Genomic DNA, 22,892 nt, shown 5'->3' with positions numbered 1-22,892 from the left:
TTCGAGCGTCAAGTGGCTGAAAACGGTTTTCGCTCTCGATAGAGTGCCCTCGCCACTCGGCCACAGTCGGTGACAATGGCTATCCCGGTTGACCTCCTCACTGTCACCGTAAGTAGTTGTCGATTCAGTTGTGCACTGTTAGCCATGGGCCATGCATGGCGACGCGCCGGCGAGCCGTCGGCGCCCGTCCGTCCTGGGAGGGACCGTGAAGATCGCTTTTGTCGGTAAGGGCGGCAGCGGAAAGACGACGTTGTCCTCACTGTTCGTGCGGCATCTGGTGGCCACGGGTGCGCCGGTGGTCGCGATCGATGCCGACATCAACCAGCATCTCGGGGTCGCGCTGGGCATGTCGGAGGAGGCGGCGGCCGCGATCCCGGCGATGGGGGAGCACCTGTCGGAGATCAAGACGTACCTACGGGGGACCAACCCGCGCATCGCCTCCACGGCGTCCATGGTGAAGACGACTCCGCCCGGCACCGGCTCCCGCCTGCTCCGGCCGGGCGGCGACGACCCCATCCACGCCAGGCTGTCCACCGAGGTCGCCGGAGCCAGGCTCATGGTCACCGGGCCGTTCACCGACGATGACCTGGGCGTCGCGTGTTACCACTCCAAGACAGGGGCCGTCGAGCTGTACCTCAACCACCTCGTCGACGGCCCGGGCGAATACGTGGTGGTCGACTGCACGGCCGGCGCCGAGTCCTTCGCCTCGGGCATGTTCACCCGCTTCGACCTGACGTTCCTCGTAGCCGAGCCGACGAGGAAGGGCGTCGCCGTCTACCGCCAGTGGGTCGACTACGCCGCGGACTACGACGTCGCCCTGCGCGTCATCGGCAACAAGGTCCACGACGCCGACGACGTGGCATTCCTCCGCGACAGCGTCGGCGACGCACTGCTGTGCTGCGTGGGCCAGTCCGCCGCCGTACGGGCGATGGAGCAGGGCCGCCCCCTCGACATCGCCGACCTGTCCCCGGACGACCGCTCGGCACTGGCCACCCTCCAATCCGCCGTCGACGGCCAGACGAAGGATTGGGACAAGTTCACCCGCCAGGCCATCGAGTTCCACGTGAAGAACGCCCGAGCCTGGGCCAACGCCGCGATCGGCCAAGACCTGGAAGCCCAGATCGACCCCGATTTCGTCATCGGCTCGCCGGCGGTCGTCGCTCAGCCCTCGTGACCGGCTCGCCGGGCTCATAATCTGCAGGTCGCGGGTTCAAATCCAGCTCGCGCCACTCACCGGCCGCCTCGCATATCTTCGAAGGGGCGGGGCGGCTTCTGTCGTTCCGGGGAGATCACTCGGACTCGCTCGGACTTACGCGAATGCCTGGCATCCGGTAGCGGTGGAGCGCCGTCCACCAAGGGCCGGCGGACGCGGATTGGTCACGCACTCGTAACGCGGGCGCCCCACTCAAGATCGGTCGCCTAGGGTGCGGGCGCGTTCGTTGAACGTGCGGATCGGATCCGTATCGCCCAAGCTGTTGATCTCCCGCTGAAGGCGCGCAAGCCCCTGTTGAACTCTGGCTGTTTCCAAGCCGGGTAGGAGGTTCAGCACCTCATCGCCAGCCGCAACGGCCGCCTCTGCGTCGTCTTCTTTGACGTGCACCATTCCCAGATACAGTTTGCAGAAGGCTACTGCGCGCCGGTGACTCTCATCTCGTCCGTCCAGAGCAACCGAAATCGCCTCGTGCGCACGACCGGTCATTCCAAGCTCAGACAGTACATGCGCTGCTTGCGTCTGGAGCCCCCGGAAGTCGATTCCCGCCACCCAAGCGTTCTCTGAACCATCCAGAGGCCGGGCGAAGTGGCGTTCGGCTGCGTTGAGAGCCGTTAGGGCCGCAGGACGGTTCCGAGGCGAGCTGGGCGCGCTTGCCAGGCATCGGCTCAAGACTGAGTAGATATAAGACTGCACGCGAGGCGGAACGCGCCCCTTAGTTATATCGAGCGCGTATTCGCAAAGCTGTATCGCATCGTCTGGAGCGCCAGCAGAATTGGCCACATAAGCCATACACGTCAGAATCTCTCCGCCAAGCTGGCGGTCGCCCGCAGCCTGGGCCATGCGCAGCGCCTGAGTGTAGTACCGCTGCGCTAATCCGAGGCTGGCCATGTCATACGCCATCCATCCGGCGAACATGGTCGCCTCTCCGGCCGCAGAGAACAGGCCGCAACCCACTTTCTCGCCGTAACGGCCGCCAAGCAAAGGTGCGACATGACTGTGAAGGAAGTAGACCAGTTGCTCACGGAACCTACCTCCTCCATATTTTGAATCCCAGCGCCAATATTGATGAGCGACTTCCCTGATCATCTTTACGTCACCCAGACTGACTGGGATCGACCCAGTGCGGGATCTACACCTGTCCGGCTCGAAGGGAAGGAAGTTTCGTGCTGGCGCGGTCATGGCGCCTACCGCGACAGCGGAGGACTTTAAGAGATCGCGACGGAACACGTCATGGCTCCACATCAAAGGCGCTACGTCCAGAGTCGTACTGAGGTCGGAATACCAAAGACTCCGTATCTCGATGTCCGCCTCCGCAATATCGAACCCAAGATCCCGATAGGTAAACTCACGGCCCAACTTCTTGCGAAAGACCTCAAGAAGGAGTTCGGGTACCGGATTTCTGGGCTGCTCCCCTGCGATCCAGCGGGATACAGCGGACTTGGAGTAATTCAACGTCTTGCCCGCTAGGTACCCGAGGCGATTGACGGCCTGCGCCAAGGCCGCGTACGAGAGACCGGATGTCTTGATCAAATCGGCCAGGCGCGCGTTCGGGCTGAGCCGTCTCTCGTGAGCCAATCAGAACACCTCACAGCCGCCAACTGGTCTCGATGCGAGCTTACGCGATCAGACTGCACTCTGGCCACGCCTGACGAGGCAACTCACTCGATCAGAACGCTCTTCAGAACGGAAGGTTCACCCAGTCGCTCGCGCGAACTCGGATGGACCTGGCATTCGGCAGGAGTAAGCCGCGAAGGTAGGGCACGGAGCCAGATACCCACCCTTCGGAGGCTGGCGCCAGACGCACCGGCCCAGTTCATGCGGGGGGATGAAAGTTGGTGAGCATGTGTTCCGTGAGCTAAGTCGCGATCTAAACCTAGAGCTCATTGTCCAGCTATGTAAGGAGTTGGCGAAGGCCGGACTGAACGTCGGAATGAGCGACGCGAAGCCGGCGGCCATAGTCCGTCATAGCGATATCGGCCCGTTGTTGATCACGGTAGATGAGACGGGCGAGTACTTCGTTTGGCGTGAGGGCCAATGCAGGCACCCGGTCATTGATCCGGCGGGCGTCGCACGGATCTTCCACAACACATTGTTTCCCGACCGTCCAGAGAGGAACGACTCATGAATCACCATGGAATTTCTGCCGGTCCGGGTTCGCTATGCCCGTTCGATCTACGTCGAGAAGAAAACGAAGGCGGCCCTAACGGTGGTCCTTGGCGGGCGGAGTTCAAACTCCTCTCCCGCTTGTGTCACACCCTGGAGGACGCCGGGGTCGAGCGAGGTTCGCTGTGCACGCGGCTGGCGCTCGTGTCGTTCGGGCCTACGCCTTTGGCGTTCACGGTTGATGCGTCGAGACAGTACTACATGCTCCATGAAGCCAAACGCAGCCGTCCGATCATCGAAGCGGAGGGCATAGCACGGCTGGGAGCGCAGTACCTCGGCATCATTCCGCCAGAGGAAGTCGAGGCATGATGATCTGCGCCGGAAGGTCAGCCGGCCGAGACCCGTCGGGGCTATTGGCCCGGCCGACCAGATCCGACAGACCCCAGAAGAAGTCGAGGGACGCCCGATGCCGGGAAGAGGCCCAGCGAATTCAGGAGCGAAACCGTCGCTGGGTGGTGATGTGGTCCGCCTGGCATCAGACGTTCACCGCGTTCGGCTGCTTCGCTCCTGATCGACTCGTGCTGGATGAGCCAACCTCTGCTGAGCTGCTGGATGCGATGCGGCAGGCCGAACTCCACCACACCCCCACACTCATCGACAGTTTCAAGCCCATTCACCGTGACGCGACTTCGGTTAGACCGTTCACACCTGAATTGATCCCGTGACCGGAAAGAGCTACACCTCCCATGCGCCCTGATTCTTATTCCACGCCAGCATTCAGTGCTATCAAGGCAGCCCCGGCGCGGGTCTATGACTTCTATCTGGGCGGCAAGGACAACTTCGCCGCCGATCGTGAGGCCGGAAAGAAGGTCATCGATGCATTTCCCGCAGCGCCACGGCTAGCGCGGGCGAACCGTGGTTTCTCGCTGCGCGCCGTACGGGACTGTGTCGAGGCCGGCGTTGAGCAGATCATCGACCTGGGCACGGGAATCCCCACCTCACCCAACGTCGCTGAGATCGCCTGCGCCGCCAATCCGCACGTACGCGTGATCGGAGTGGACAACGACCCTGTGGTCTTGAGCCACCAACGCGCGGCAGTGTCCCGCGGCGGCTACACGATCATCGAAGGCGATATACGACGACCCTGGTCGATCCTGGCCGACCCGGGGTTCAACGACGTCATCGACCTATCGCAACCGGTCCTGGTGCTGTGCACAGCGGTCCTGCACTTCATCACCGAGGCCGAGGAACCGCAGCGGATCATCACCGCCTTCACCGACGCCATAGCGGCCGGAAGCTTCCTCGCCCTGTCGGCAGTGACCTCCAGCGACACCGACCCCACTCTGATCGCCCAGATCCGAGACGCCTACAAGGACGCGACCGCGCCGGTGATTTTCCGGACCGCCGAGCACATCACGTCCTGGTTCGCCGGGCTGGAACTCCTTCAGCCCGGCGTGGCCAGCGTCACGCAGTGGCCAGGCCGCATCGGGCTCCCCACGACCCTACGCATCCTCGGCGGGATCGCCCGCAAACCGCCACTACGCCGCCCCTGACAGCACGTCGTATGTCTCCCTCTCCTCAAAATTCGAGTTAGAACGGCCCCCTCGTGCCTTACCCCGGCTCCTCACCCGAAGACGACCTGCTCCGGCCACGTGAAGTCGCCGAACTGTTCGGCGTACGCACCACCACCATCGCCCGTTGGGCACGCGACGGAGTCCTCTCCGCTCTCGCAACGCCCGGCGGGCACCGCCGCTACCGTCGAAGCGAGATCATCGCCGTACTGAACTCCGAACCCACCGATTCAGGTGAACAGCAGCAACGCGAGCAGGACGCCGTACGCCTGTACGAACAAGGCTGGTCGATTCGACGCGTCGCCGAGCAGTTCGAAGTCAGCTACGGAACGATGCGCCGGTTCCTCATGAAGAACACGACCGTGAGAGGTCGCGGAGGCGCATGTCGTTGAACCGAGACCCCAGGATGTGTCCCTGCCGCGAAGACGCTCCATCAACTCAGCGGATGAGTCCTCTCGTGCTGTGAGAGAATTCGCGCATGGGCGAGCCTGATCCGCAGAATCCCCCGTTCAAGGCCATCGTTGACGACATCCAAGGCAAGATCAAGCTCGGAGAGCTGGCCACAGATGCTCAGTTGCCCAGCCTCCAGGAGCTGAGCGAGCAGTGGGGTTGCCCGTCGGCCACGGTCCGACGAGCGTTGATCGCCCTCCGCAGCTTGGGACTAATCCGCTTTGTAAATGGCCAAGATGCGTTTGTTGTGAAAGATCCGCCACTTGTCCGGGTACATTGGGATCGATTCCAGCGTCGCCATGACGGCCGACCGACATATCGGCAGGAGTCCGCGCGCGCAGGCATGGAGCTGCATGTCGAGCACGAGACGGAGCGCGCAGAGGCGCCCGCGGAGGTAGCGGAGCGGCTCGGGATCAACGAGGGCGATCCAGTGACCGAGACCTCTTATGCGATCAGCATGGGAGGCGAACCGGTCTCGTTCAGCGTCGCGTGGGAACCGCTGTCGATCACCGAGGGTACGGCCATCGAGTCGCCACACGACGGGCCACACAGCGGCAAGGGAATCGTCCCACGCTTTGATGCGATCGGGATCCGCGTTGATGCGGAAGAAGAGTTTCTCAAGGTCCGGATGCCTCTTCCTCATGAGGCGATTCGTCTCGGCATCGAATCCGACACCCCTGTGGTCCAGATCTGGCAGACGTTTTGGGCGGGAGACGTTCCCGTAGAGGTTGCCAAGATCCTCTATCGCGCTGACCGGTACGAATTCCAGTATCGGACTGAAATCGGCTAACGCGGAGAGCGTTCTACGGCGCCTCGACCCGTCCACAGTCGAAGATGCGGCCGCACGCCTGGCACTGGCGACAGCCGATCTCTTCACCGAACTCGATCACCGAAGTCGTCCCTATCTCGGATGATCCGCACTCTGGACAAAGTACTTGCGGTTCAGTTCCCTCAGTCATTGGCGAATCTCCAGATCAAGGCGTGTGTTGTCCGCTGGCCAGACAGTGATCGTGTAGTCGATCGGCCGTGTTCCCTCTTGTCCGTCAAGGGGTCCGGTCGCCTGGGTGACATCGACTCGTACCAGCACACACGACGTAGGAGTGAGGCCAAGCATCGCCGCTTCTGCGTCGTTAGGGTGACGCGCGGTCACGTAACTTTCGATCACCTTGACGTCGAGTTCACGAGCGTGCGCTAGGGCCGATTGCCACGACTCTTCAATCAGGTCCGGCTCGGCAAGTCGTGTTCCCTCCACGAACGCCGGGGCAATGTAACTGACTCGCAATTGCGACGGAACGCCGTGCGCATCCACTGTGAGACGACGACGCACAATCAAGGGAACAGTCGGATCGGGCAAGCGCAGCGCTAGCGCTACCTCGGCAGGAGCCGCTTCACTGCGAACATCTATACCTGGCGGTTGTCCAGGCACAGCGCCGTCTACGGGGATACGTACCGCGGTACGAACGATTACGGTTCCGCTCACGGCGTGCGTGCCCGCTCGTGGCCCCACGTCTAGGGCCGCCGGGGGGACGTCTACCCGTCCGGCATTCGGGCCTTCCGAGACATGGCCGCGCGTTCCCTCGGAACGGGCGTAGCCAGCGCTGACGAGTTCCGCTAGAGCCTTGCGCGCCGTGGTGGTGCTGACGGTCAACTTCGCCGTCAGTTCGCGTACGGACGGCAGGAGCGCGCCGGCCGGGTAAGCGCCCGACTCGATCTCTGCAATGAGTTGATCACGAACCGTCTCCCACAGGGACGGTTCCTTCTTCGCGCCCGTGGTGCTCTCGTCGCCGCTTGGCGATGTGGCCCCAGCCATGGTCTCTCCGCTCCTTCACCTGCGCGGACCCGCGCCTTTCCGCACTGTAGCGCGCACACGTGTGTACGTCCAACCGTACACGCACGGCTGTGCGCGTTCAGGTTAACGCGCGAAGATGTGTGCGAACGTCTTGACGCGCACAGCTGTGCGCGCACACTATGGAGAGGCGCCGCCCCCGGAAGGCGCACTACCGAAGGAGTGATCTTCATGCCCCACACCGACGACCCCCAGCGCCTGCACTTGATCGCGGGTCTTCGTGCCCTCGCGGGCTGGTTGGAGGCAAATCCCCTTGCCCCCGTCCCCCTCGGCGCCGACCTGTACGTGTTCCCGAGCGGTACAGACAAGGCCAAGTGCGCCGAGGTGGACCGCTTCGCCGCTCTGTTCGGTGCCGAGATCGACACCGAATCGCTGGGCCACGGCCACTACTCGATGCGCCGCCACTTCGGACCCGTGACGTACTCGATCACCGCGATCAGCAACGACTGCCGCGCCCGGCATAAGGCCGCGCAGACCTACGCCGACGCCGTCACCCCCGACACGTCCTCACAGGAGGTGTGAGCGATGACCATCACCGGATGCCTCGTGATGCTCCTGGCCGTCTTCCTGGCCGGTGGCGCGGCCGGCGCGTTCGTGACGTTGCTTGTCGGCATCCACACCGAGGAACGCCGGCTGAGCCTGACCACTACCGCCCGGACCCCGGCCACGTCGGCGACCCGCCGATGCCTCGGCGTCACGGTCCGAACCCAGACCCCGGACGAGACCCCCGACCGCCACAGCCTGACGAGGTGAGTATGCGCATTCCCAAGGACATCCGACGTGACGCCTGCCTGTGCGGCGCGCGTACCGAAGCCGCCGCCCGCCGGTGCCGTAAGTGCCGGTACCGCGCCCGCTGGCGCCGCCGCAAGTTCATCAACGACATCTGAGAGGACATCCGATGCCCACGACCGACACCGTTCCGGCTTCGGTACCGACCGCCGTCCCGAAGCCACCCCCGCAGGAGCCGGTACGGGACTGGTGGGTCCTGATCGGCATGACCATCGCCGCCGCTTCTGCCGCAGTCGCAAGCTTCTCCGGCCTCTACGGGCTGGCCACCCTCACCGGCTGGCCCGTACGGCTGGCGTGGTTGCTCCCACTCACCCTCGACGCACACGCGATGACCTCGGCACGCGTTTGGCTGGCGAGTACAACCCGTTCGTCCGCCGCGCGTCGCTTCGCCCGATCCAACGCTCTCGGCGCCATCGGGATGAGCATCACCGGCAACGCGACCTACCACGCCATCGGTACCGGTCTGATCAACATGACGTGGCCGATCGTCGTACTCGTCGGCGCCGTACCGGCCGCCGTCCTCGGGCTCACGGCTCATCTCCACGCGCTCCGCAGCAGGACCGATGCCGCTCACAACGACAAGGACGGGGGTGAGGACGAACCGCAGAACGTCCGCGAACCGGCGAGCCGCCGTCCCGCGCGCAGGCGCCGCTCCCGGTATCGCACGGAGGACGACCTACTAGCCGCCGCTCGTACCGCATCCGCTCGGTACCAAGAAATTCACGGAAAGCCGATCACTCGGGACGCGCTCAGGACCGAACTACGGATCAGCACTCCGCGCGCCACCGAACTCCGCCGGCGCCTCCAGGTCCCGGAGACCGCCACACCCGACGAGACCGGCAAAACCGACGGCCAGTGAGCGCTAGTCCCCTGCCCAGCCGACGCGGAAAGGAGGTGAGGCAACTCGTGACCGTCTCCATCCCGCTCATCGCCATCCTCGGCGCGATCGTCTGGATCGCCTGGCGCTACATGGGTCTGCGTGCCTGGCACATCGCCGTGTGCCTGCTCTTCGGGTTCTTCCTGGCAGCGACCAGCGCAGCACCACAGATCCGCCAACTCGTCACCGCCATCGTCCGAAGCCTCTCCCAGTAGTGACCCGAAAGAGGTGATGCCTAGTGCCCAACGCTCCACAGCACGTCAGGATCGACATCCAGGAGGTTCGTCACCGCAACCGCACCGCGAAAGCGATCCTCGCCAACCTGTCCGACTCGATCCCCCACCTCACGAACCTCCTGCACTACCTGAACATCGCGATCGATGACGTTCCCTTCCTCGTCTTCGAGGTCAAGCGGCTCGCATCCGAGGTAGCGGCAACCCGCCTGAACCTCGCGAACCTCGTCGCCGCCGCGCACGCCACGCTCAACTCCCACCGTGACGAAGAACCCGATCCCCTCTACTACCTCCGCGACGAACTCAGCGCCCAAGGCTTCCTGCCCCCGAGCGAAGGAGGCCGCGTCTGATGCGAACCCATCAGATGCGGCGGCACACCCGGAAGATGAGGCGCGCCGGGCTTCAGCCCATGATCGTCATCAATGACGGCGACCAGCTTCCCGACCTGGTCATCGTCCTCATCGGCCGTTGGCTGTGGCGGTACCGCTCCGAACTCGTCCCGCTCTATCTGACCCTCGGCACCTTGGCCGCCGGGTGGCTGCTGCACACCACGCATCCGCACGCGTGGCCGCTTCTCCTCATACTCTCCACGGTCGCCGGCTCGGCACTCACCGGTCTCGGCCACCGCGTCGGCCTGGCACGCCGCAGCGAACGCCTTTATGCCACCGCGGTGGCCATGGCCGCAGGCTCCTGGTGCGCCGCCGCGACCGCGTTCGGACCGCTGTCACCGCCCATGCCCCGCCTGCTGCTCGGGGCGTTGATCCTGGCGGTTCCCTGGTGGGCGCATCGTCGCCGACGCTCCCGAGTCAGCGTGGAACGCAAGCTCGCGGCCTGGCCCGAAGTCGCCGACTCGATCGGCCTGGCAGGCTCACGGGTCCTGTCGGCGGTCGTCGACGCCTGGGGCTACACCGCCCGCATGGCGCTCCGCAGAGGCCACACGGTTGCCGACGCGATCGCCAAGCTTCCCGCGATCGAATCCGCGCTCGGTACCCGACCCGGAGCCGTACGGATCGAAGCCGACACCGCCCGCGCGGACCACTTCCTCATGCGTGTCCTGCACACCGACCCGCATTCACGACCCGTCCCGTGGCAGGCGTCCGACGTTCGGACCATCACGCGCCCGATCCCACTGGGGGTGTTCGAGGACGCCACACCCGCCACCGTCCTCCTGCTACGCAGGCACGCCCTCATCGGCGGTGTCGTCGGGTCGGGCAAGTCCGGTGTCCTCAACGTCATCCTCGCCGCGCTCGCGGCCTGTCACGACGTGGTGATCTGGGGCATCGACCTCAAGGGCGGCATGGAACTCCGCCCCTGGACCAAGGCACTCGGGCGGCTCGCCACCACGCCCGAACAGGCCACTAACCTCCTCCGCGACGCCGTCGCCGAACTGGACCGGCGCGCGGACGAGTCCGGCCACGACGGCGCACGGGTATGGGAGCCCACGACCCGCCGGCCAGCGCTGGTCATCGTCATCGACGAGTACGCCGAACTACCAGAAGACGCGATGACCTATGCGGACTCGATCGCCAGACGCGGACGCGCCGTCGCCGTGACCCTTCTCGCCGCCACCCAACGCCCCACGCAGAAAGCCATGGGGCACGGGGCGACCCGCTCACAGATGGACGTACGCATCTGCCTGCGCGTACGAGAGCGCCGCGACGTCGACCTGGTCCTTGGGCAGGGCATGTACAACGCCGGTTGGCATGCTCACACCCTCGACGCTCCCGGCAAGCTCCTCATCTCCGCGCCCGAACACCCACACCCCAAACGCGCCCGCGCGTACCTCATCACCGACAACGACGTCGCGGCCACAGCGCACGCACACGGCGCCACACGGCCGGTACTCAACCCACCGCAGCCACCAGCCGAAGAAGAGCCACACAACGCTGTTCCGCATCCCTCGCCGACCTCACAGCCAACGGCCGAAGAGCGACTCTGGCGCGCTCTCCTCACAGCGCCGGAGAACGGCGTCTCGGTCGACGCGCTGATGAATGAATCGGGCAAGAGCCGACGATGGGTCTACTACCGGCTCAAGGAACACGCCAAGGCCGGCCGCGCCGTCCAGATCGTACGCGGCCAGTGGTGCGCCAACCTCAACGCTTCGTGACCGAACGACGGTCGTGCAACGTGCAAACCTCGCACGCGCCTGCGTGTATAGGGCACGTTTGCACGCGTGCACGTTGCACGACCGCCTGCCTCGCCGACCACACACAGTGACGAGCCGAGGAGGTGACGCGCGTGACCAGACGCATCCGCATTCACGGCAAGCAGCGCACCACCATCAACGAAGAGAGGCTCACGCAGGCACTGCTTCTCATCGCCGCCGAACTCCACGAAGCGTGTTCCGAAAACGGAACAGGCGGAGTAGCGTGATGGCTCCACATACAGCGGAGGTGCCCATGCCACCCGACGCGTCTACCGGCCCCGCACTGGGCCAGCGTCTTGACGAGGCACGAGGCCGAGCGGGCTACAACATGCGCAGGCTCGCCGAGGTGACAGGCATCCCCATGACCTCTATCCACCGGCTCATCAAAGGCGAGATCGCCGAACCGTCCCCGACGACTCTCGTGCGCCTGGCCGAGGCATTGGATCTCAGCCCGAGCGAGCTGTTCACACTCGCAGGCCTCCCCTACCCCGACCTTGACGACCTCCTCCGCAACCAATACGGCCTGCCTGAAGAGGCCATCACCGAGATCCACGCCATCATCGCCGAGCACGCGAACAAGGAGCGATGACGATGCCGCCACAGCACGAACGTAAGCGGGCAGTCCTCTACCTGCGCGTCTCCTCATGGGGCCAGGTGAACACCGACTACGACCCCGAAGGCATCTCACTCCCCGCACAGCGTAAGGCCGGCCAGCAACGAGCCGCCGAACTCGGCGCGGACATCGTTGACGAGTACATCGAACCGGGTCGCAGCGCCACCACCGTGGAATCCCGTCCGGTGTTCCGGGAGATGATGGCCCGGATCAAGGCTGAGCGGGACATCGACTACGTAATCGTCTACGCCCGCTCCCGGATGCACCGCAACACCATCGACGCGGCCATCACCAAACGCGACCTACGCGCCGCCGGCGCGGTCCTCGTCTCGGTCACCGACTACACCGAGGACTCCCCGATTGGCGATCTCGTCGGCACGGTTCTCGACGCCGTCAACGAATACCAATCACGCGCGTCCGGCGCCGACATCGCCTACAAGATGGGCCAGAAAGTCATCAACGGCGGTTCGGTCGGACGCGCGCCCATCGGCTACCTCAACGTCCGAGAGCGATTCGAAGGACGGGAAGTCCGCACGATCGCCATAGACCCCGTACGCGGCCCTCTCATTCGCATGGCATTCGAGCTGTACGCGACGGGAACGTACGGCTTCCACGACCTCATCAAAGCTCTAACCGACGCCGGACTCAGGACCAAGCCGAACAAGCGCTATCCGGCCGGTACCCCCATCTCGCTCCACACCATCGGCAAGCTCCTGCGCGACCGCTACTACCTCGGCTACGTCACCCACAAAGGCGTCGAATACAGGGGTCGCCACGAGCCGCTAATCGATCAGGCGCTCTTCGACCGCGTCCAAGAAATCCTCGACGGCCAACGCGGCGGCGGCACGCGCGCCCGTACGCACAACCACTACCTCAAGGGCACCGTCTGGTGTCACCGCTGCAAACGACGCCTGATCATCATGCGCGGCAAGGGCAAACGCGGCAACGTGTACTTCTACTACATCTGCCGGGGCCGGCAGAACCACACGTGCGACCTCCCCTACATGCCCGTGGCCAACGTCGAAGAGGCCGTCGCCGACCACTACACCACCGTGGCACTCCCCGCCGACCTGCGCGAGCGTATCCACAAGGGTGTGGATAGCGCACTCAGCGCCACCGCCACGACCAACGCCGAACTCATCGACGGCATCAAGCAGCAGATCACCAAGCTCGACAGCCAGGAAGATCAGTACCTCGACCTGATCGGCGATCCCGACTGGCCCAAAGACAAGATCGCCGAACGCCTCCGCAAGATCCGCGACGAACGCGCCCGACTGGAGCACAAGATCGAACAGGCGGACCGCCCCGACCTGGAGGCCGGCGCCAACGCCCTCCGTACCGTCCTGGAACTGCTCGAACGGCCCGACAAGCTCTACCGGCTCACCAGCGAACGAGGACGCAGGACCCTCAACCAGGCGATCTTCACGCGGCTCTACGTCGACGCCGACGACGCACCCGCACGCGTACACGACGACGAGCCGACGGACCCGTTCGCGCCGCTCATCGCCGTGCACCGGGCCGAACAACGCGAAAGCGGCGGCGCCGCTCACCTGAGCGACACCACCGCCAATACAACTACGGCCCTACTCGCCACCGCCCTGACGGGCGGGTGTTCGAGTAAGGCCGCTTGGGTGGAGGTGGCGGGAATCGAACCCGCGTCCTTCGGTACCAAGACAGGGCTTCTCCGGGCGCAGCCTGCTTGGCGTTTTCTCGGCCCCGGCGCTCACGCAGGCGTGTCGCCGACGGGCTCAGCCGCTGTTTGGTTTCCCTGTCGTTCCCGCGGCCGGAACTACAGGTTGAGTCTCCTTACGATGCCAGATCCCGGGCCGGAGACACTCCCGGGCTGACAGAGTTCGCTACCTAACCTCAGGCGGCGAGGGCGAACTCAGTGCGCTTAGAGTTGGCACTTGTTGTTTTGCGGTCACAGGATTTACGAGGTTACAACCGCAACCCTCGGCCCGCTTCCCCATGTCTCGACATACCGAAGTCGAAACCGATCACCCCCATGTTCAGTTGTCAACGGGCGCCGAAGCACCCACCACACCGACCGTACACGTACAACACACACCACGCCAACGCGATTCCCGCCACGAGACGATCGGCTCTGGACGATGCGCGGCGGCCGGCCTATGGGGCGCCTGTGACCGGCGAGAAAGGATGAGAACCCCCGTGGGCGTGGACTAGGCACACCCACGGGGGCGACCGGCAGGGTCGGGCCGGTCCGGACGGCAGAGCCTCCCCCGAGACGAGGCTCTGGTCTCATCACGGCGACTGAGTCCGCAACCCCCCAAGCGGTGTCTCAGTCATCTGTTAAGACGTCGGTGACCGCCGCGAAGGTTGTGTCCGATGAGTCAAGAGATCATAAAGTCGCCGACGCCCCGGCCGGCACGGGGGATCAGCCCGGTACGGCCCGCAGGAACCTCGCCGCGACCGCCGCCGCGTTGACCTTTCCCTCGACCGCCAGCGCGAAGGCCACGTTGCCGCGGAAGCCCACGAACCACGAGACCGTCTTACCCGAGCCGTACGGCACCTGGGCGACCACGCCGCTGACCGTGCCCTTGTTGCCCGCCGTCTTCGCCGCGTGGGCCGCGCCGGAGGTGACCGAGCCGCGCAGCAACGGCTGGAGCGTCGAGATCGAGTCCGAGTCGAGCGATCGTGGCTGGATCGGCTGGGCGGGCGCCGGGTCCTTGACCAGGCTCGGCGGCCGCCAGGTGCCGCTTCCCACCGTCGAGGCGGCCAGGGCCATCGCCAGGGGGCTCGCTTCGATGCGGCCCTGGCCGACCATCTCCGCGGCGCGCTCGGCCTCGTTCCTCGGCGGCGGCACGCTGCCCGAGAACGCCGGCAGCGCGATGTTCCACGGCACGCCGATGCCGAAGCGGGCAGCGCTCGTGCGCAGGTCCTGATAGCTCAGTGAGCCGTAGAGCGAGGCGAAGGCCGTGGGGCAGGAGCGCATGAAGTTGCTCTGGAGCGTCTTGCCGCGCGGGGACGAGCTGTGGAACACCTGGTCGCCCACCTTGTACGTGGGCGGGCAGGCCACGGCGGCGTTCATCTTCTGGTGGTAGCCCAGCAGCGCCTGCGTGGTGATCATGCTGAAGGTCATGCCCGGTGGGTAGTGGCCCTCGAAGGCCTGGTTCTTGCCGTCGGTCAGATGGTTGGCGGCGGCCAGCACATCGCCGGTCTGCTGGTGTACGACGGCCAGCGACGCGGGCTGGCGCAGCCCCTTCAGGGCGTTCTCCGCCGCCTCCTGCACCCGCCGGTCCACCGTCGTCCGTACCGGCTGGCTCTGCGCGCCCGGCAGCTCGTACAGCACCTGGCTGGACGATCCCGACGGGGTCTGGGCCACCACCTTCACGGTCGGGGTGCCGGCCAGGCGCCGCTGGTCGAGCACCTGGAGACCGGAGATGCCGATCGTGTCGCCCGGCTGGTACGGCGCGCCGACCTGCTGGAGGCGCTCGGCCGTGGCCGGGCCGAGCTGGCCCACGACGTCACCGGCGACCGCGGGTGCGAGCGGCAGATACCGCGTACGGGCCTGCACGCCGGGTACCTGCACGAGCTTGGCGGCCTCCGCGGCCTGGGCGGGCAGCTGGAGCGTCACCAGCGGCAGGAACTCATGCGGCGGCGCGGAGCGTACGCGCCCGAGGACGCGGTCCTTGTCCAGGTCGGTGATCGACGCCAGCTTCGCGAGAGTGGCGTCCGGCCTGGCCAGCTGGCCCGGCAGCACGCCGAAGACCTCCACCTTGACCTTCTTGGTCAGCGACTGGCCCTTGGAGTCCTGGACGTACGCCCGCTGCGGGGTCTCGGTGACGACGGCGAGCCGCTCGCCCTTGCCGAGCTTCGGATGGATGATCGACGGGCTCCACACGACCTTCCACTGGCCGCCCGAGCGGTGCAGGTGCATCTGGCTGCCGTAGTCCCAGGGCTTTCCGTTGTCGCCGAGGTCGATCCTGACCTCGAACTGGGCCGTGGCATCGTCGCCGTCCTTGTGCACATGGCCGAGCGCGAGGTGCAGCGAGGCGAGGTCGAGCTGGCCCGGCAGCGCCTCGAGCGCGCCGGCGACCGTCTTGCGGTCGCCGTTGGTCTGCTTGGCGGCGCCGGAGTAGTCGCCGTTCTGCCAGGCCACCAGGAAGTTGCGCACCGTGGGCAGCGGCGAGGGCTCGGCGAACATCCGGCAGCCGGAGACCGCCAGCAGCATCCCGGTCATGGCCGCCAGCGCTCCCCGGAACCGTCGCATGACCACCCTCAGCGCCTCTTCAGCCGTGCCGCGAGGGCGCGCTGCATCTCTCGATCGGCATCCCGTTTCGCGATGGCCTGCCGCTTGTCGTACGAGCGCTTGCCGCGCGCCACCGCGATCTCGACCTTGGCCTTTCCGTCCTTGAAGTACAAGGACAACGGGATGATGGTGCGCCCGGACTCGGTCGTCGCGCCGCTCAGCTTGCCGATCTCCCGCCGGTGCAGCAGGAGCTTACGTGGCCTCCTCGCGGCGTGGTTGGTCCACGTCCCCATCGTGTACTCGGGAATGTGGACGCCCTCGAGCCAGACCTCACCGTCGCGGATGTGCGCGAATCCGTCGGTCAGGTTGGCCCGGCCGGCCCGCAGTGACTTCACCTCGGTGCCGGTGAGTACGAGGCCTGCCTCGTAGGTGTCCTCTATGTGGTAGTCGTGGCGCGCGCGCTTGTTCTGCGCGATGAGCTTGCGCCCCTGTTCGCGTGGCACTGGAACTCAGCCTCGGTCCTTCTCCCCGTACGGACGGTCGCGGTCGGCCGCGACATCGGGATCGGCCACGCTCCCCGCCGACGCCGGCGGGACCGGTACCGATCCCCTCCCGAAGGTACGCGATCTGGCGATCACCGTGCGATCGTGACTCAGATCTTGAGGTAGCGGCGGAGGGTGAGGAAGGACGCCAGCGCGCAGAGGACCACGCCGAAGCACACCGCGAACACGATGACCTCCGCGACGGCGAACCAGTCGAGTGGGGTGGCGAACTGGAGGTTCTTCGTCAATCGTCCTAGCAGGAACACCTTGGAGAAGCCCAGCAGGATGGCCGCGAAGGCACCGCCGATCAGGCCCGCGATGGCGCCTTCGAGGACGAACGGCAGCTGGATGTAGAGGTTGGAGGCCCCTACCAGCCGCATGATGCCCGTCTCGCGCCGGCGGTTGAAGGCCGAGAGGCGGATGGTGTTGGCGACCAGCAGCACGGCCGCGATGACCTGGATCGCCGCGATGATCAGCGCTGCCCACTGGAGGCCGCCGAGGATCTTGAAGAACCTCTCCAGGATCGCCCGCTCGTTGATCACCTGGTCGACGCCCGGGCGGTTCTGCATCTGCGCGACCACCGCGGCGTACTGCTTGGGGTCCTTCAGCTTCACCCGGAAGGAGTCGGGGATGTCGCCGAGCTGGATGGTCTCGGAGAAGCCCGGGGTGTTGGAGAAGCGTTCCTTGGCGCGCTGGTACGCCTGCTGCTGGGTCTCCTGGGTGACCTTGGCCACCTGAGGCATCGATTCCAGCTGCGACTTGATCTGGTTCTTCGCGTCCTGGGTCGGCTCGGTCTTGTGGCACTGCGGGTTGGCGCTCAGCTTGTTGCAGAGGTAGACCGAGACCTCGACCTTGTCCGACCAGTAGTTGTTCGACTTGTCGACCTGCATCTTGAGCAGGACGCCGGTGCCGAACAGCGCCATGGCGATCGCGACGGTGACGACGAGCGCGATGGTCATCGTGAGGTTCCTGCGGAGACCGATCCAGATCTCCTGAAGAACGAACTGTGCGCGCATGCCTCGCTGTCCTTGGTCGTCCGTTATGGGCCGATATAGGGGAGCCTCGATCTCCCAACGGAGGCTAGAGGCTACACGCCTCCGTACGCCTGGCCGTACACGCCACGGGACTGGTCACGGACCACACGCCCGTCTTCGAGCTCCACGACCCGCTTGCGGAAGGCGTCCACGATGGCCGCGTCGTGCGTGGCCATCACCACCGTGGTGCCGGTGCGGTTGATCCGGTCGAGCACCTTCATGATGCCGATGCTGGTCGCCGGGTCGATGTTGCCCGTGGGCTCGTCGGCGAGCAGGATCATCGGGCGGTTGACGAACGCCCGTGCGATCGCCACGCGCTGCTGCTCACCACCCGACAGCTCGTCCGGCATGCGGTGCGCCTTGCCCTCGAGGCCGACGAGGTCGATCACCTCGGGGACGACCTTGCGGATGAACCGCCGGGGCTTGCCGATGACCTCCAGCGCGAAGGCGACGTTCTCGTAGACGTTCTTGTTCGGCAGCAGCCGGAAGTCCTGGAACACGCAGCCGATGCGGCGGCGCAGGTGGGGGACCTTCCAGTTGGTGAGCTTGTTCAGCTCCTTGCCGGCGACGTGAATGCCGCCCTGCGTTGGCCGCTCCTCCTTGAGGATCAGGCGCAGGAACGTCGACTTGCCGGACCCGGAGGGACCCACGAGAAAGACGAACTCACCCTTCTCGACGGCCACGTTGACACCCTGCAGGGCCGGCCGGCTCTGGCGCGAGTAGACCTTGGTGACGTTATCAAAGTGGATCACGGCTGCATCACGACGTGTCAGTCTAGGGGGTGGGGGACGGAGGCGGCTGAACTTTCGTGGGACAGGCGCCCCGCGAGGGCCTCGCGGCTCGGGGGCCGATTGGCCAAGCAGCAGTCTAAGGGGGACACTGGCATGAAACGTCCAACTTGGGTACACCCATAGGTGCAACCGAGCATCACATGGCCCGACCAACGTGGAGAGGAGCCAGATGAGCTGCGAACATCTGATCTGTGCTCGGTGCGCGGGACCCGTCGTCGAGGGGCGCTGCCCCACCTGTAGAGCCGCACGTGCGGAGGTCCACTACCCCGGGACGTTCGGCATCTCCCCGGTGCTGATCGGCGCCCTGATCCTCGCGCTGACCCTTCTGATCGCGCTGAAGTTCGGGCTGAGCTAGCTTGAGCTCTCGCCGGCCTCCTGGCGGCGCATCCAGCGGATCTCGGCCTCGATGAACTCATCGATGTCACCGTCGAGCACGGCCGTGGGATTGCCCGCCTCGACACCGGTACGCAGGTCCTTGACGATCTGATACGGGTGCAGCACGTAGTTGCGGATCTGAGTGCCCCACGAGCTGGTCGACTCACCGCGCAGCTCGTTCATCCGCTCGGCCTCCTCCTGGCGCTTGCGCTCGAGGAGCTTGGCCTGGAGCACCGTCATGGCGGTGGCGCGGTTCTGCAGCTGGCTGCGTTCGTTCTGGCAGGACACCACGATGCCGGTGGGCAGGTGCGTGATGCGCACCGCGCTGTCGGTGGTGTTGACGCCCTGGCCGCCCGGCCCGCTGGAGCGGTAGACGTCGACCCTGATGTCGTCTTCGGGGATGTCGACGTGGTCGGTCTGCTCCACCACCGGTACGACGTCGACGCCGGTGAACGAGGTCTGCCGACGCCCCTGGTTGTCGTAGGGCGAGATGCGCACCATGCGGTGGGTGCCGTGCTCGCCGCGCAGCGTGCCGTACGCGTAGGGGGCCTTGACCGTGAACGTCGTCGACTTGATGCCGGCCTCTTCGGCGTAGGAGGTGTCGTAGATCTCGGTCGGGTAGCCGTGCCGCTCGGCCCAGCGGAGATACATCCGCTGCACCATCTGGGCGAAGTCGGCCGCGTCGACGCCGCCGGCCTGGGAGTTGATCGTGATGAGCGCCTCGCGGGCGTCGTACTCCCCCGACATCAGGGTGCGGACCTCGAGCTGCTCGACCTCCTTGCGGAGGGCTCCCAGCTCGCGTTCCGCCTCGCCGCGGGTGTCGTCGTCACCCTCTTCGGCGGCCAGCTCCAGCAGCACGCCGGCGTCGTCCAGCCGACCCCGCAGGCCCTCGACCTTCCCGAGCTCGCCTTCGAGGTAGGACAGCCGCCGGGTCACCTGCTGCGCCCGCTCCTGGTCGTTCCACAGGTCGGGGTCGGCAGCCTGCTCACGGAGCTCGCCGATGTCACGGCGCATGCCCTCGAGGTCGAGCACCGCCTCGATGCCCTCCAGCATCGCGCCGAGCTCTTTCATCTCTTCTGACGGGTCGATGGCTGCCACGATCAAAAGCCTACCTGGGGCCGGGTCCGCGAGGTACGCGAGCCGCCGCCTGATCGGGCTCGCGTTCGGGCACTGGGATTCGCCTGGCATACTCTGCCCCACATCGGTAACACATGATCGGCCGGGGAGCATGAGGACAGCGGTTGCGTCGGCTCTGGCGACGGCGGTGGCCCTCGCCGCGCTGACGGGGTGCTCGGGCGGCTCGCACGAGCAGGCCCGCACCAAGCCTGTGGCGGCGGAGTCCAGCCCCGACACCTCTCCCCCTCCCGTGCCGCTGACTCCCGAGGTGGCCAAGAAGGCGTTCCAGTCGTTCGTCATCAACGAGGACGTCGCACGGGCCAGCGGCGACGAAAGGCTGGCCCTGTGGTGGACCAGCGAGGGGCAGTCGCAGCTGACGGCGGCGGCGTTCCGCCGGGCGATGACGGCCGGCGACCCGGTGCCGCGCTACCGGTACGGCACCCCGACGCTGTACGTCCCGCGGCTGAAACCGGAGGGACAGCAGTGGTTCGTGGCGAGCGTGCGGCGCAGCCTGGCCAACGGTAAGAGCCCCCACACCGTGCTGATGGGGTTCGTCAAGAGCAAGCCGACCATGCGGTGGCGCCTCAGCCTGGCCACGCTGCTGGACAAGAAGCAGAAGCCACCGAAGATCGCGGTCGATGACCAGGGGTACGCCAAGCCGCTGGCGACGTTCGACACCGGCCTGCTGATCCCGCCACGGGACGTGCCCTCCATCCAGGCCACGCTCGCCGAGGAGGGCCCGGGCAACGTCGCGGCCAAGGTCATGGCGACCGGCAAGCACACCACGAGCTACTACATCTCCGACCAGAAGGCCACCAAGCCGAAGAAGGGCTCGGGGCTGAAGGTCGACACGGTGTACGCCACGACGTCGTTCCCGATCTTCCCGCTGGCCACGACCGACGGGGGCGGCATCGTCCTGTACGCGCTGAGCCGCGACGCCGTGTCGACCAAGCCCAAGAAGAAGCCCGGTCACGTGCCGATCCCCAAGGACGCGGCGCCGTTCGTCGCGTCGGACCTCGTGCACAACGAGCTGGACGTGACCCAGACGCTGCAGTTCGCCACGCTGGTGCCGCCCGCGCCCAAGAAGGACACGACGAGCACGGAGAAGGCCGTGATCATCGCCGCCGACGGCGGCACGATCAAGGCGAGCGTGCCCACCAAGTGAGCGAGGGGGTGCCCCTCGGCCGTACGAGGGGCCGCCCCCGCGGGGTCGCGTGGTCCGCATGAGGGACACCGGCTACGACGTCGTGGCCTGCACGGCCTTGCGGTAGGTGCCGATCACCTGGGTGTCGCCGTGATCGGGCACGACCGCGAGGTACTGGATGAGCGCGGTGGAGCTGAGGTGGTGACCCACCCGCCCCGTGACCAGCCCGGCGAGGTCGCCGTTGGTGTTGACCGTGCCGGGGTCGACCATGTCGTAGCGCTCGCTCTGGCGGATGACGTACCAGACCAGGGCGCCGCCGCCCGTGGTCCGCAGGGCGTAGATGCGCTGCCCGTCGGGCGCGAAGTCGGAGGTCAGGGTCACGCCGCGCTTCTGCAGCTCGGCCTGGACCCTGGTCAGCGCGTCGCGGGAGTCGGAGGTGTACGGCCCGGGCGCCATGCCGCCGGCCCCGGTGGACAGCGTCGCGGCGTGCGCGCCGGCCACCCTGCGGGGCTGGAGCGCGGCGTTGGTGTCGGAAGGGCTCACGGCCGTGGCGAAGCCGTCCTTGTCGAGGGAGATGCCGCTGAGCGGCGAGGAGGGGAAGGGGTCGGCGGCCAGCAGCCAGGGCCCGCCCGCGTGGCTCTGGGTGAACAGCAGGGCGTGGCGGGTCTGGCCCGAGACCGCCTCGACCGCGAACCACTTGGGGTAGTGGTCCTGGCGCGGAATGTAGAACGCCGGGTGGGAGTAGGTGAACGGGGTGTACTTGTCCTTCTTGGCCTGCCGCAGGCGGTAGCCGGCCCGGTCCATCTCGAGCTGGTCGCCGGTCTCCACCGTGGCCAGGAGGTCGCCGTCGAGGTTGGCGTTGGCCCGGTTGTTGACGGTCTGGTAGTTGGCCAGCACCTGCTGGGCCTGCGTCTTGGTGATCGCGGGATGGGCGGTGCCGAGGGAACCGCACGCGGACACTGGGAGGATGGCGGCCGTCAGGGCGGCCAGTCGTCGTCGCATGCCGACAGATTCGCACAGTGACTGATCCACTACTGTGCGAATTCGCAATCAGGAAGGGACACACGGTGCCACTCCCCCAAGCGGCCCGCAGTGGACTGCTCGTGGCGGCTCTCGTCCGCAGCGGCACGGACGTGCTGATGGTACGGGAGCTGCTCGGCGACGACCCGGAGCCGAGCTGGGTGCTTCCCGGGGGCCAGGTGGAAGCCGGCGAGCTGGTGCACGAGGCGGCCGTACGCGAGCTGCGCGAGGAGACCGGCCTGCGGGCCGCCCCGGGTCGGCTGGCCTTCCTGTGCCAGTACACCGTCACCGACGATCCCGGCTGGGCCGGGGTCTGGACGGTCTTCACGTTCGAGTTCGCCGCGGCGGCACGTGACCTGGCGCCCGCCGACCCGGACGGGTCGGTCCTGGAGGCCGCGTGGGTGCCGCTGCCGGAGGCGAGCAAGCGGCTGGCACGGCTGGCCTTCCGCCCCCGCCGCGAGCCGTTGCTGCACCATCTCGACGGCAAAGACGACCCGGGCGAGACGCACCTGTGGCTGTGGCCCGACGGCACCGACGCCGCCCCGGTCGTCCTCCCCGGCCCGCGCCGCACGGCGGAGATCCCGCAGCGCGGCACCGGCTAGGCTTGAGTACCACGCTGCGCCTTCGGGCTAGCGTGCGAACGCTCGCATGATGAGCAGCGCGGCTGCGCCGCTGAGCAACGGAGCAGTTCCTGCGACCAGTAAGAGCGTGCAGAGGCGGGCGGTGCGCTGCCAGGAGCCAACCGCGTGGCGCACCGTCTGTCCGTCCAGCCTCAGTCTGGGCATCAAGCCTTCACCTCCCCCCGAACTCGCATGCCGG

26 protein-coding genes, 1 other RNA gene and 1 pseudogene are annotated in these 22,892 nt (G+C 66.4%); 19 read left to right on the top strand and 9 right to left on the bottom strand.

What is annotated here, in order from left to right:
• Positions 1–205 precede the first annotated feature (205 nt).
• Positions 206–1,174, top strand: coding sequence for an ATP-binding protein (locus OG417_RS07800; protein WP_329251812.1), 969 nt, complete (start codon positions 206–208; stop codon positions 1,172–1,174).
• Positions 1,175–1,405: 231 nt separating this feature from the next.
• Here OG417_RS07800 and OG417_RS07795 read toward each other — a convergent pair whose 3' ends face one another.
• Positions 1,406–2,743, bottom strand: a complete 1,338-nt coding sequence (locus OG417_RS07795; RefSeq protein WP_329251809.1) for a hypothetical protein — start codon at positions 2,741–2,743, stop codon at positions 1,406–1,408.
• 591 nt (positions 2,744–3,334) lie between these two features.
• On the opposite strand from OG417_RS07795, the gene OG417_RS07790 reads away from it, so the two are divergent.
• The 5 genes from OG417_RS07790 (at position 3,335) to OG417_RS07770 (ending at position 6,127) form a co-directional block, all read left to right on the top strand.
• Positions 3,335–3,685 (top strand): hypothetical protein, encoded by a 351-nt coding sequence (locus tag OG417_RS07790; RefSeq protein ID WP_329251806.1) that lies wholly within the window; start codon positions 3,335–3,337, stop codon positions 3,683–3,685.
• 143 nt (positions 3,686–3,828) lie between these two features.
• A complete protein-coding gene (locus tag OG417_RS07785) occupies positions 3,829–4,041 on the top strand; it encodes a hypothetical protein (protein ID WP_329251803.1) in 213 nt (70 codons plus the stop codon).
• A 21-nt stretch (positions 4,042–4,062) separates the two neighbouring features.
• The gene (locus OG417_RS07780; protein ID WP_329251800.1) at positions 4,063–4,869 is read left to right on the top strand and encodes an SAM-dependent methyltransferase; all 807 of its coding nucleotides are present in this window, start codon (positions 4,063–4,065) and stop codon (positions 4,867–4,869) included.
• Between the two features lie 53 nt (positions 4,870–4,922).
• The gene (locus tag OG417_RS07775; RefSeq protein ID WP_329251796.1) at positions 4,923–5,279 is read left to right on the top strand and encodes a helix-turn-helix domain-containing protein; all 357 of its coding nucleotides are present in this window, start codon (positions 4,923–4,925) and stop codon (positions 5,277–5,279) included.
• A gap of 86 nt (positions 5,280–5,365) precedes the next feature.
• Entirely contained in the window at positions 5,366–6,127 is a 762-nt protein-coding gene (locus tag OG417_RS07770) for a GntR family transcriptional regulator (protein WP_329251793.1), read from the top strand.
• 165 nt (positions 6,128–6,292) lie between these two features.
• Here OG417_RS07770 and OG417_RS07765 read toward each other — a convergent pair whose 3' ends face one another.
• A complete protein-coding gene (locus OG417_RS07765; protein WP_329251790.1) occupies positions 6,293–7,147 on the bottom strand; it encodes a GntR family transcriptional regulator in 855 nt (284 codons plus the stop codon).
• A gap of 207 nt (positions 7,148–7,354) precedes the next feature.
• On the opposite strand from OG417_RS07765, the gene OG417_RS07760 reads away from it, so the two are divergent.
• The 10 genes and pseudogenes from OG417_RS07760 to OG417_RS54240 form a co-directional block, all read left to right on the top strand.
• Positions 7,355–7,705 (top strand): hypothetical protein, encoded by a 351-nt coding sequence (locus OG417_RS07760; RefSeq protein ID WP_329251787.1) that lies wholly within the window; start codon positions 7,355–7,357, stop codon positions 7,703–7,705.
• A gap of 3 nt (positions 7,706–7,708) precedes the next feature.
• Positions 7,709–7,936, top strand: coding sequence for a hypothetical protein (locus OG417_RS07755; protein WP_329251785.1), 228 nt, complete (start codon positions 7,709–7,711; stop codon positions 7,934–7,936).
• Positions 7,933–8,070 (top strand): hypothetical protein, encoded by a 138-nt coding sequence (locus tag OG417_RS07750; protein ID WP_329251782.1) that lies wholly within the window; start codon positions 7,933–7,935, stop codon positions 8,068–8,070. Before OG417_RS07755 ends, OG417_RS07750 begins: the two co-directional genes overlap by 4 nt.
• 11 nt (positions 8,071–8,081) lie before the next feature.
• Positions 8,082–8,831 (top strand): DUF2637 domain-containing protein, encoded by a 750-nt coding sequence (locus tag OG417_RS07745; protein WP_329251780.1) that lies wholly within the window; start codon positions 8,082–8,084, stop codon positions 8,829–8,831.
• Between the two features lie 35 nt (positions 8,832–8,866).
• Positions 8,867–9,064 carry a hypothetical protein gene (locus OG417_RS07740; RefSeq protein ID WP_329251778.1) on the top strand — a complete coding sequence of 66 codons (198 nt, stop codon included), beginning with the start codon at positions 8,867–8,869 and terminating at the stop codon, positions 9,062–9,064.
• A gap of 23 nt (positions 9,065–9,087) precedes the next feature.
• Positions 9,088–9,432, top strand: a complete 345-nt coding sequence (locus OG417_RS07735) for a hypothetical protein (protein ID WP_329251775.1) — start codon at positions 9,088–9,090, stop codon at positions 9,430–9,432.
• The gene (locus tag OG417_RS07730; RefSeq protein ID WP_329251773.1) at positions 9,432–11,189 is read left to right on the top strand and encodes an FtsK/SpoIIIE domain-containing protein; all 1,758 of its coding nucleotides are present in this window, start codon (positions 9,432–9,434) and stop codon (positions 11,187–11,189) included. Before OG417_RS07735 ends, OG417_RS07730 begins: the two co-directional genes overlap by 1 nt.
• 131 nt (positions 11,190–11,320) lie before the next feature.
• Positions 11,321–11,455, top strand: coding sequence for a hypothetical protein (locus tag OG417_RS07725; protein ID WP_329251770.1), 135 nt, complete (start codon positions 11,321–11,323; stop codon positions 11,453–11,455).
• A 26-nt stretch (positions 11,456–11,481) separates the two neighbouring features.
• Positions 11,482–11,817, top strand: coding sequence for a helix-turn-helix domain-containing protein (locus OG417_RS07720; RefSeq protein WP_329251768.1), 336 nt, complete (start codon positions 11,482–11,484; stop codon positions 11,815–11,817).
• Positions 11,814–12,827: pseudogene (locus tag OG417_RS54240) on the top strand (recombinase family protein); the annotation flags it as partial. The gene OG417_RS07720 and the pseudogene OG417_RS54240, both read left to right, overlap by 4 nt.
• Positions 12,828–13,470: 643 nt before the next feature.
• Here OG417_RS54240 and ssrA read toward each other — a convergent pair.
• From ssrA to ftsE, 5 genes are all read right to left on the bottom strand, one after another.
• Positions 13,471–13,846: a transfer-messenger RNA gene (gene ssrA, locus OG417_RS07710) on the bottom strand.
• A gap of 390 nt (positions 13,847–14,236) precedes the next feature.
• A complete protein-coding gene (locus OG417_RS07705) occupies positions 14,237–16,072 on the bottom strand; it encodes a penicillin-binding transpeptidase domain-containing protein (protein WP_329251763.1) in 1,836 nt (611 codons plus the stop codon).
• 8 nt (positions 16,073–16,080) lie between these two features.
• Complete coding sequence (gene smpB / locus OG417_RS07700; RefSeq protein WP_329251760.1) at positions 16,081–16,554, bottom strand: SsrA-binding protein SmpB; 474 nt, start codon at positions 16,552–16,554, stop codon at positions 16,081–16,083.
• A gap of 149 nt (positions 16,555–16,703) precedes the next feature.
• Positions 16,704–17,609, bottom strand: a complete 906-nt coding sequence (ftsX, locus tag OG417_RS07695; RefSeq protein ID WP_329251757.1) for a permease-like cell division protein FtsX — start codon at positions 17,607–17,609, stop codon at positions 16,704–16,706.
• A gap of 71 nt (positions 17,610–17,680) precedes the next feature.
• Positions 17,681–18,379 carry a cell division ATP-binding protein FtsE gene (gene ftsE, locus OG417_RS07690; RefSeq protein ID WP_329251754.1) on the bottom strand — a complete coding sequence of 233 codons (699 nt, stop codon included), beginning with the start codon at positions 18,377–18,379 and terminating at the stop codon, positions 17,681–17,683.
• Between the two features lie 208 nt (positions 18,380–18,587).
• Between ftsE and OG417_RS07685 the strand changes: the two genes are divergently transcribed.
• A complete protein-coding gene (locus OG417_RS07685) occupies positions 18,588–18,773 on the top strand; it encodes a hypothetical protein (protein ID WP_285578978.1) in 186 nt (61 codons plus the stop codon).
• On the opposite strand, the gene prfB is transcribed toward OG417_RS07685, so the two are convergent.
• The gene (prfB, locus tag OG417_RS07680) at positions 18,770–19,891 is read right to left on the bottom strand and encodes a peptide chain release factor 2 (RefSeq protein WP_329251751.1); all 1,122 of its coding nucleotides are present in this window, start codon (positions 19,889–19,891) and stop codon (positions 18,770–18,772) included. The two genes, OG417_RS07685 and prfB, sit on opposite strands and share 4 nt — an antisense overlap.
• A 130-nt stretch (positions 19,892–20,021) precedes the next feature.
• Here prfB and OG417_RS07675 point away from each other — a divergent pair, with 130 nt between their 5' ends.
• On the top strand, positions 20,022–21,074 hold the full coding sequence (locus OG417_RS07675; RefSeq protein WP_329251749.1) for a hypothetical protein: 1,053 nt from the start codon (positions 20,022–20,024) through the stop codon (positions 21,072–21,074).
• Between the two features lie 72 nt (positions 21,075–21,146).
• On the opposite strand, the gene OG417_RS07670 is transcribed toward OG417_RS07675, so the two are convergent.
• Positions 21,147–22,055 (bottom strand): hypothetical protein, encoded by a 909-nt coding sequence (locus tag OG417_RS07670; protein WP_329251746.1) that lies wholly within the window; start codon positions 22,053–22,055, stop codon positions 21,147–21,149.
• 65 nt (positions 22,056–22,120) lie between these two features.
• Here OG417_RS07670 and OG417_RS07665 point away from each other — a divergent pair, with 65 nt between their 5' ends.
• Entirely contained in the window at positions 22,121–22,675 is a 555-nt protein-coding gene (locus tag OG417_RS07665) for an NUDIX hydrolase (protein WP_329251744.1), read from the top strand.
• Positions 22,676–22,892: the final 217 nt, after the last annotated feature.

It is taken from the genome of Actinoallomurus sp. NBC_01490, assembly GCF_036227085.1.
Classification (GTDB): domain Bacteria; phylum Actinomycetota; class Actinomycetes; order Streptosporangiales; family Streptosporangiaceae; genus Actinoallomurus; species Actinoallomurus oryzae.
The sequence above is the reverse complement of the archived record's forward strand: the minus strand, read 5'-3'. Positions and strand labels throughout refer to the sequence as shown.

Excerpts from the sequence above, each read along its gene's own strand:
- OG417_RS07685 (WP_285578978.1), top strand. The coding sequence starts at position 18,588 with ATGAGCTGCGAACATCTGATCTGTGCTCGGTGCGCGGGACCCGTCGTC.
- OG417_RS07755 (WP_329251785.1), top strand. The coding sequence starts at position 7,709 with ATGACCATCACCGGATGCCTCGTGATGCTCCTGGCCGTCTTCCTGGCC.
- OG417_RS07770 (WP_329251793.1), top strand. The coding sequence starts at position 5,366 with ATGGGCGAGCCTGATCCGCAGAATCCCCCGTTCAAGGCCATCGTTGAC.
- OG417_RS07745 (WP_329251780.1), top strand. The coding sequence starts at position 8,082 with ATGCCCACGACCGACACCGTTCCGGCTTCGGTACCGACCGCCGTCCCG.
- OG417_RS07730 (WP_329251773.1), top strand. The coding sequence starts at position 9,432 with ATGCGAACCCATCAGATGCGGCGGCACACCCGGAAGATGAGGCGCGCC.
- OG417_RS07765 (WP_329251790.1), bottom strand. The coding sequence starts at position 7,147 with ATGGCTGGGGCCACATCGCCAAGCGGCGACGAGAGCACCACGGGCGCG.
- OG417_RS07675 (WP_329251749.1), top strand. The coding sequence starts at position 20,022 with ATGAGGACAGCGGTTGCGTCGGCTCTGGCGACGGCGGTGGCCCTCGCC.
- OG417_RS07760 (WP_329251787.1), top strand. The coding sequence starts at position 7,355 with ATGCCCCACACCGACGACCCCCAGCGCCTGCACTTGATCGCGGGTCTT.
- OG417_RS07780 (WP_329251800.1), top strand. The coding sequence starts at position 4,063 with ATGCGCCCTGATTCTTATTCCACGCCAGCATTCAGTGCTATCAAGGCA.
- OG417_RS07705 (WP_329251763.1), bottom strand. The coding sequence starts at position 16,072 with ATGCGACGGTTCCGGGGAGCGCTGGCGGCCATGACCGGGATGCTGCTG.
- OG417_RS07720 (WP_329251768.1), top strand. The coding sequence starts at position 11,482 with ATGCCACCCGACGCGTCTACCGGCCCCGCACTGGGCCAGCGTCTTGAC.
- OG417_RS07790 (WP_329251806.1), top strand. The coding sequence starts at position 3,335 with ATGAATCACCATGGAATTTCTGCCGGTCCGGGTTCGCTATGCCCGTTC.
- OG417_RS07670 (WP_329251746.1), bottom strand. The coding sequence starts at position 22,055 with ATGCGACGACGACTGGCCGCCCTGACGGCCGCCATCCTCCCAGTGTCC.
- ftsX (WP_329251757.1), bottom strand. The coding sequence starts at position 17,609 with ATGCGCGCACAGTTCGTTCTTCAGGAGATCTGGATCGGTCTCCGCAGG.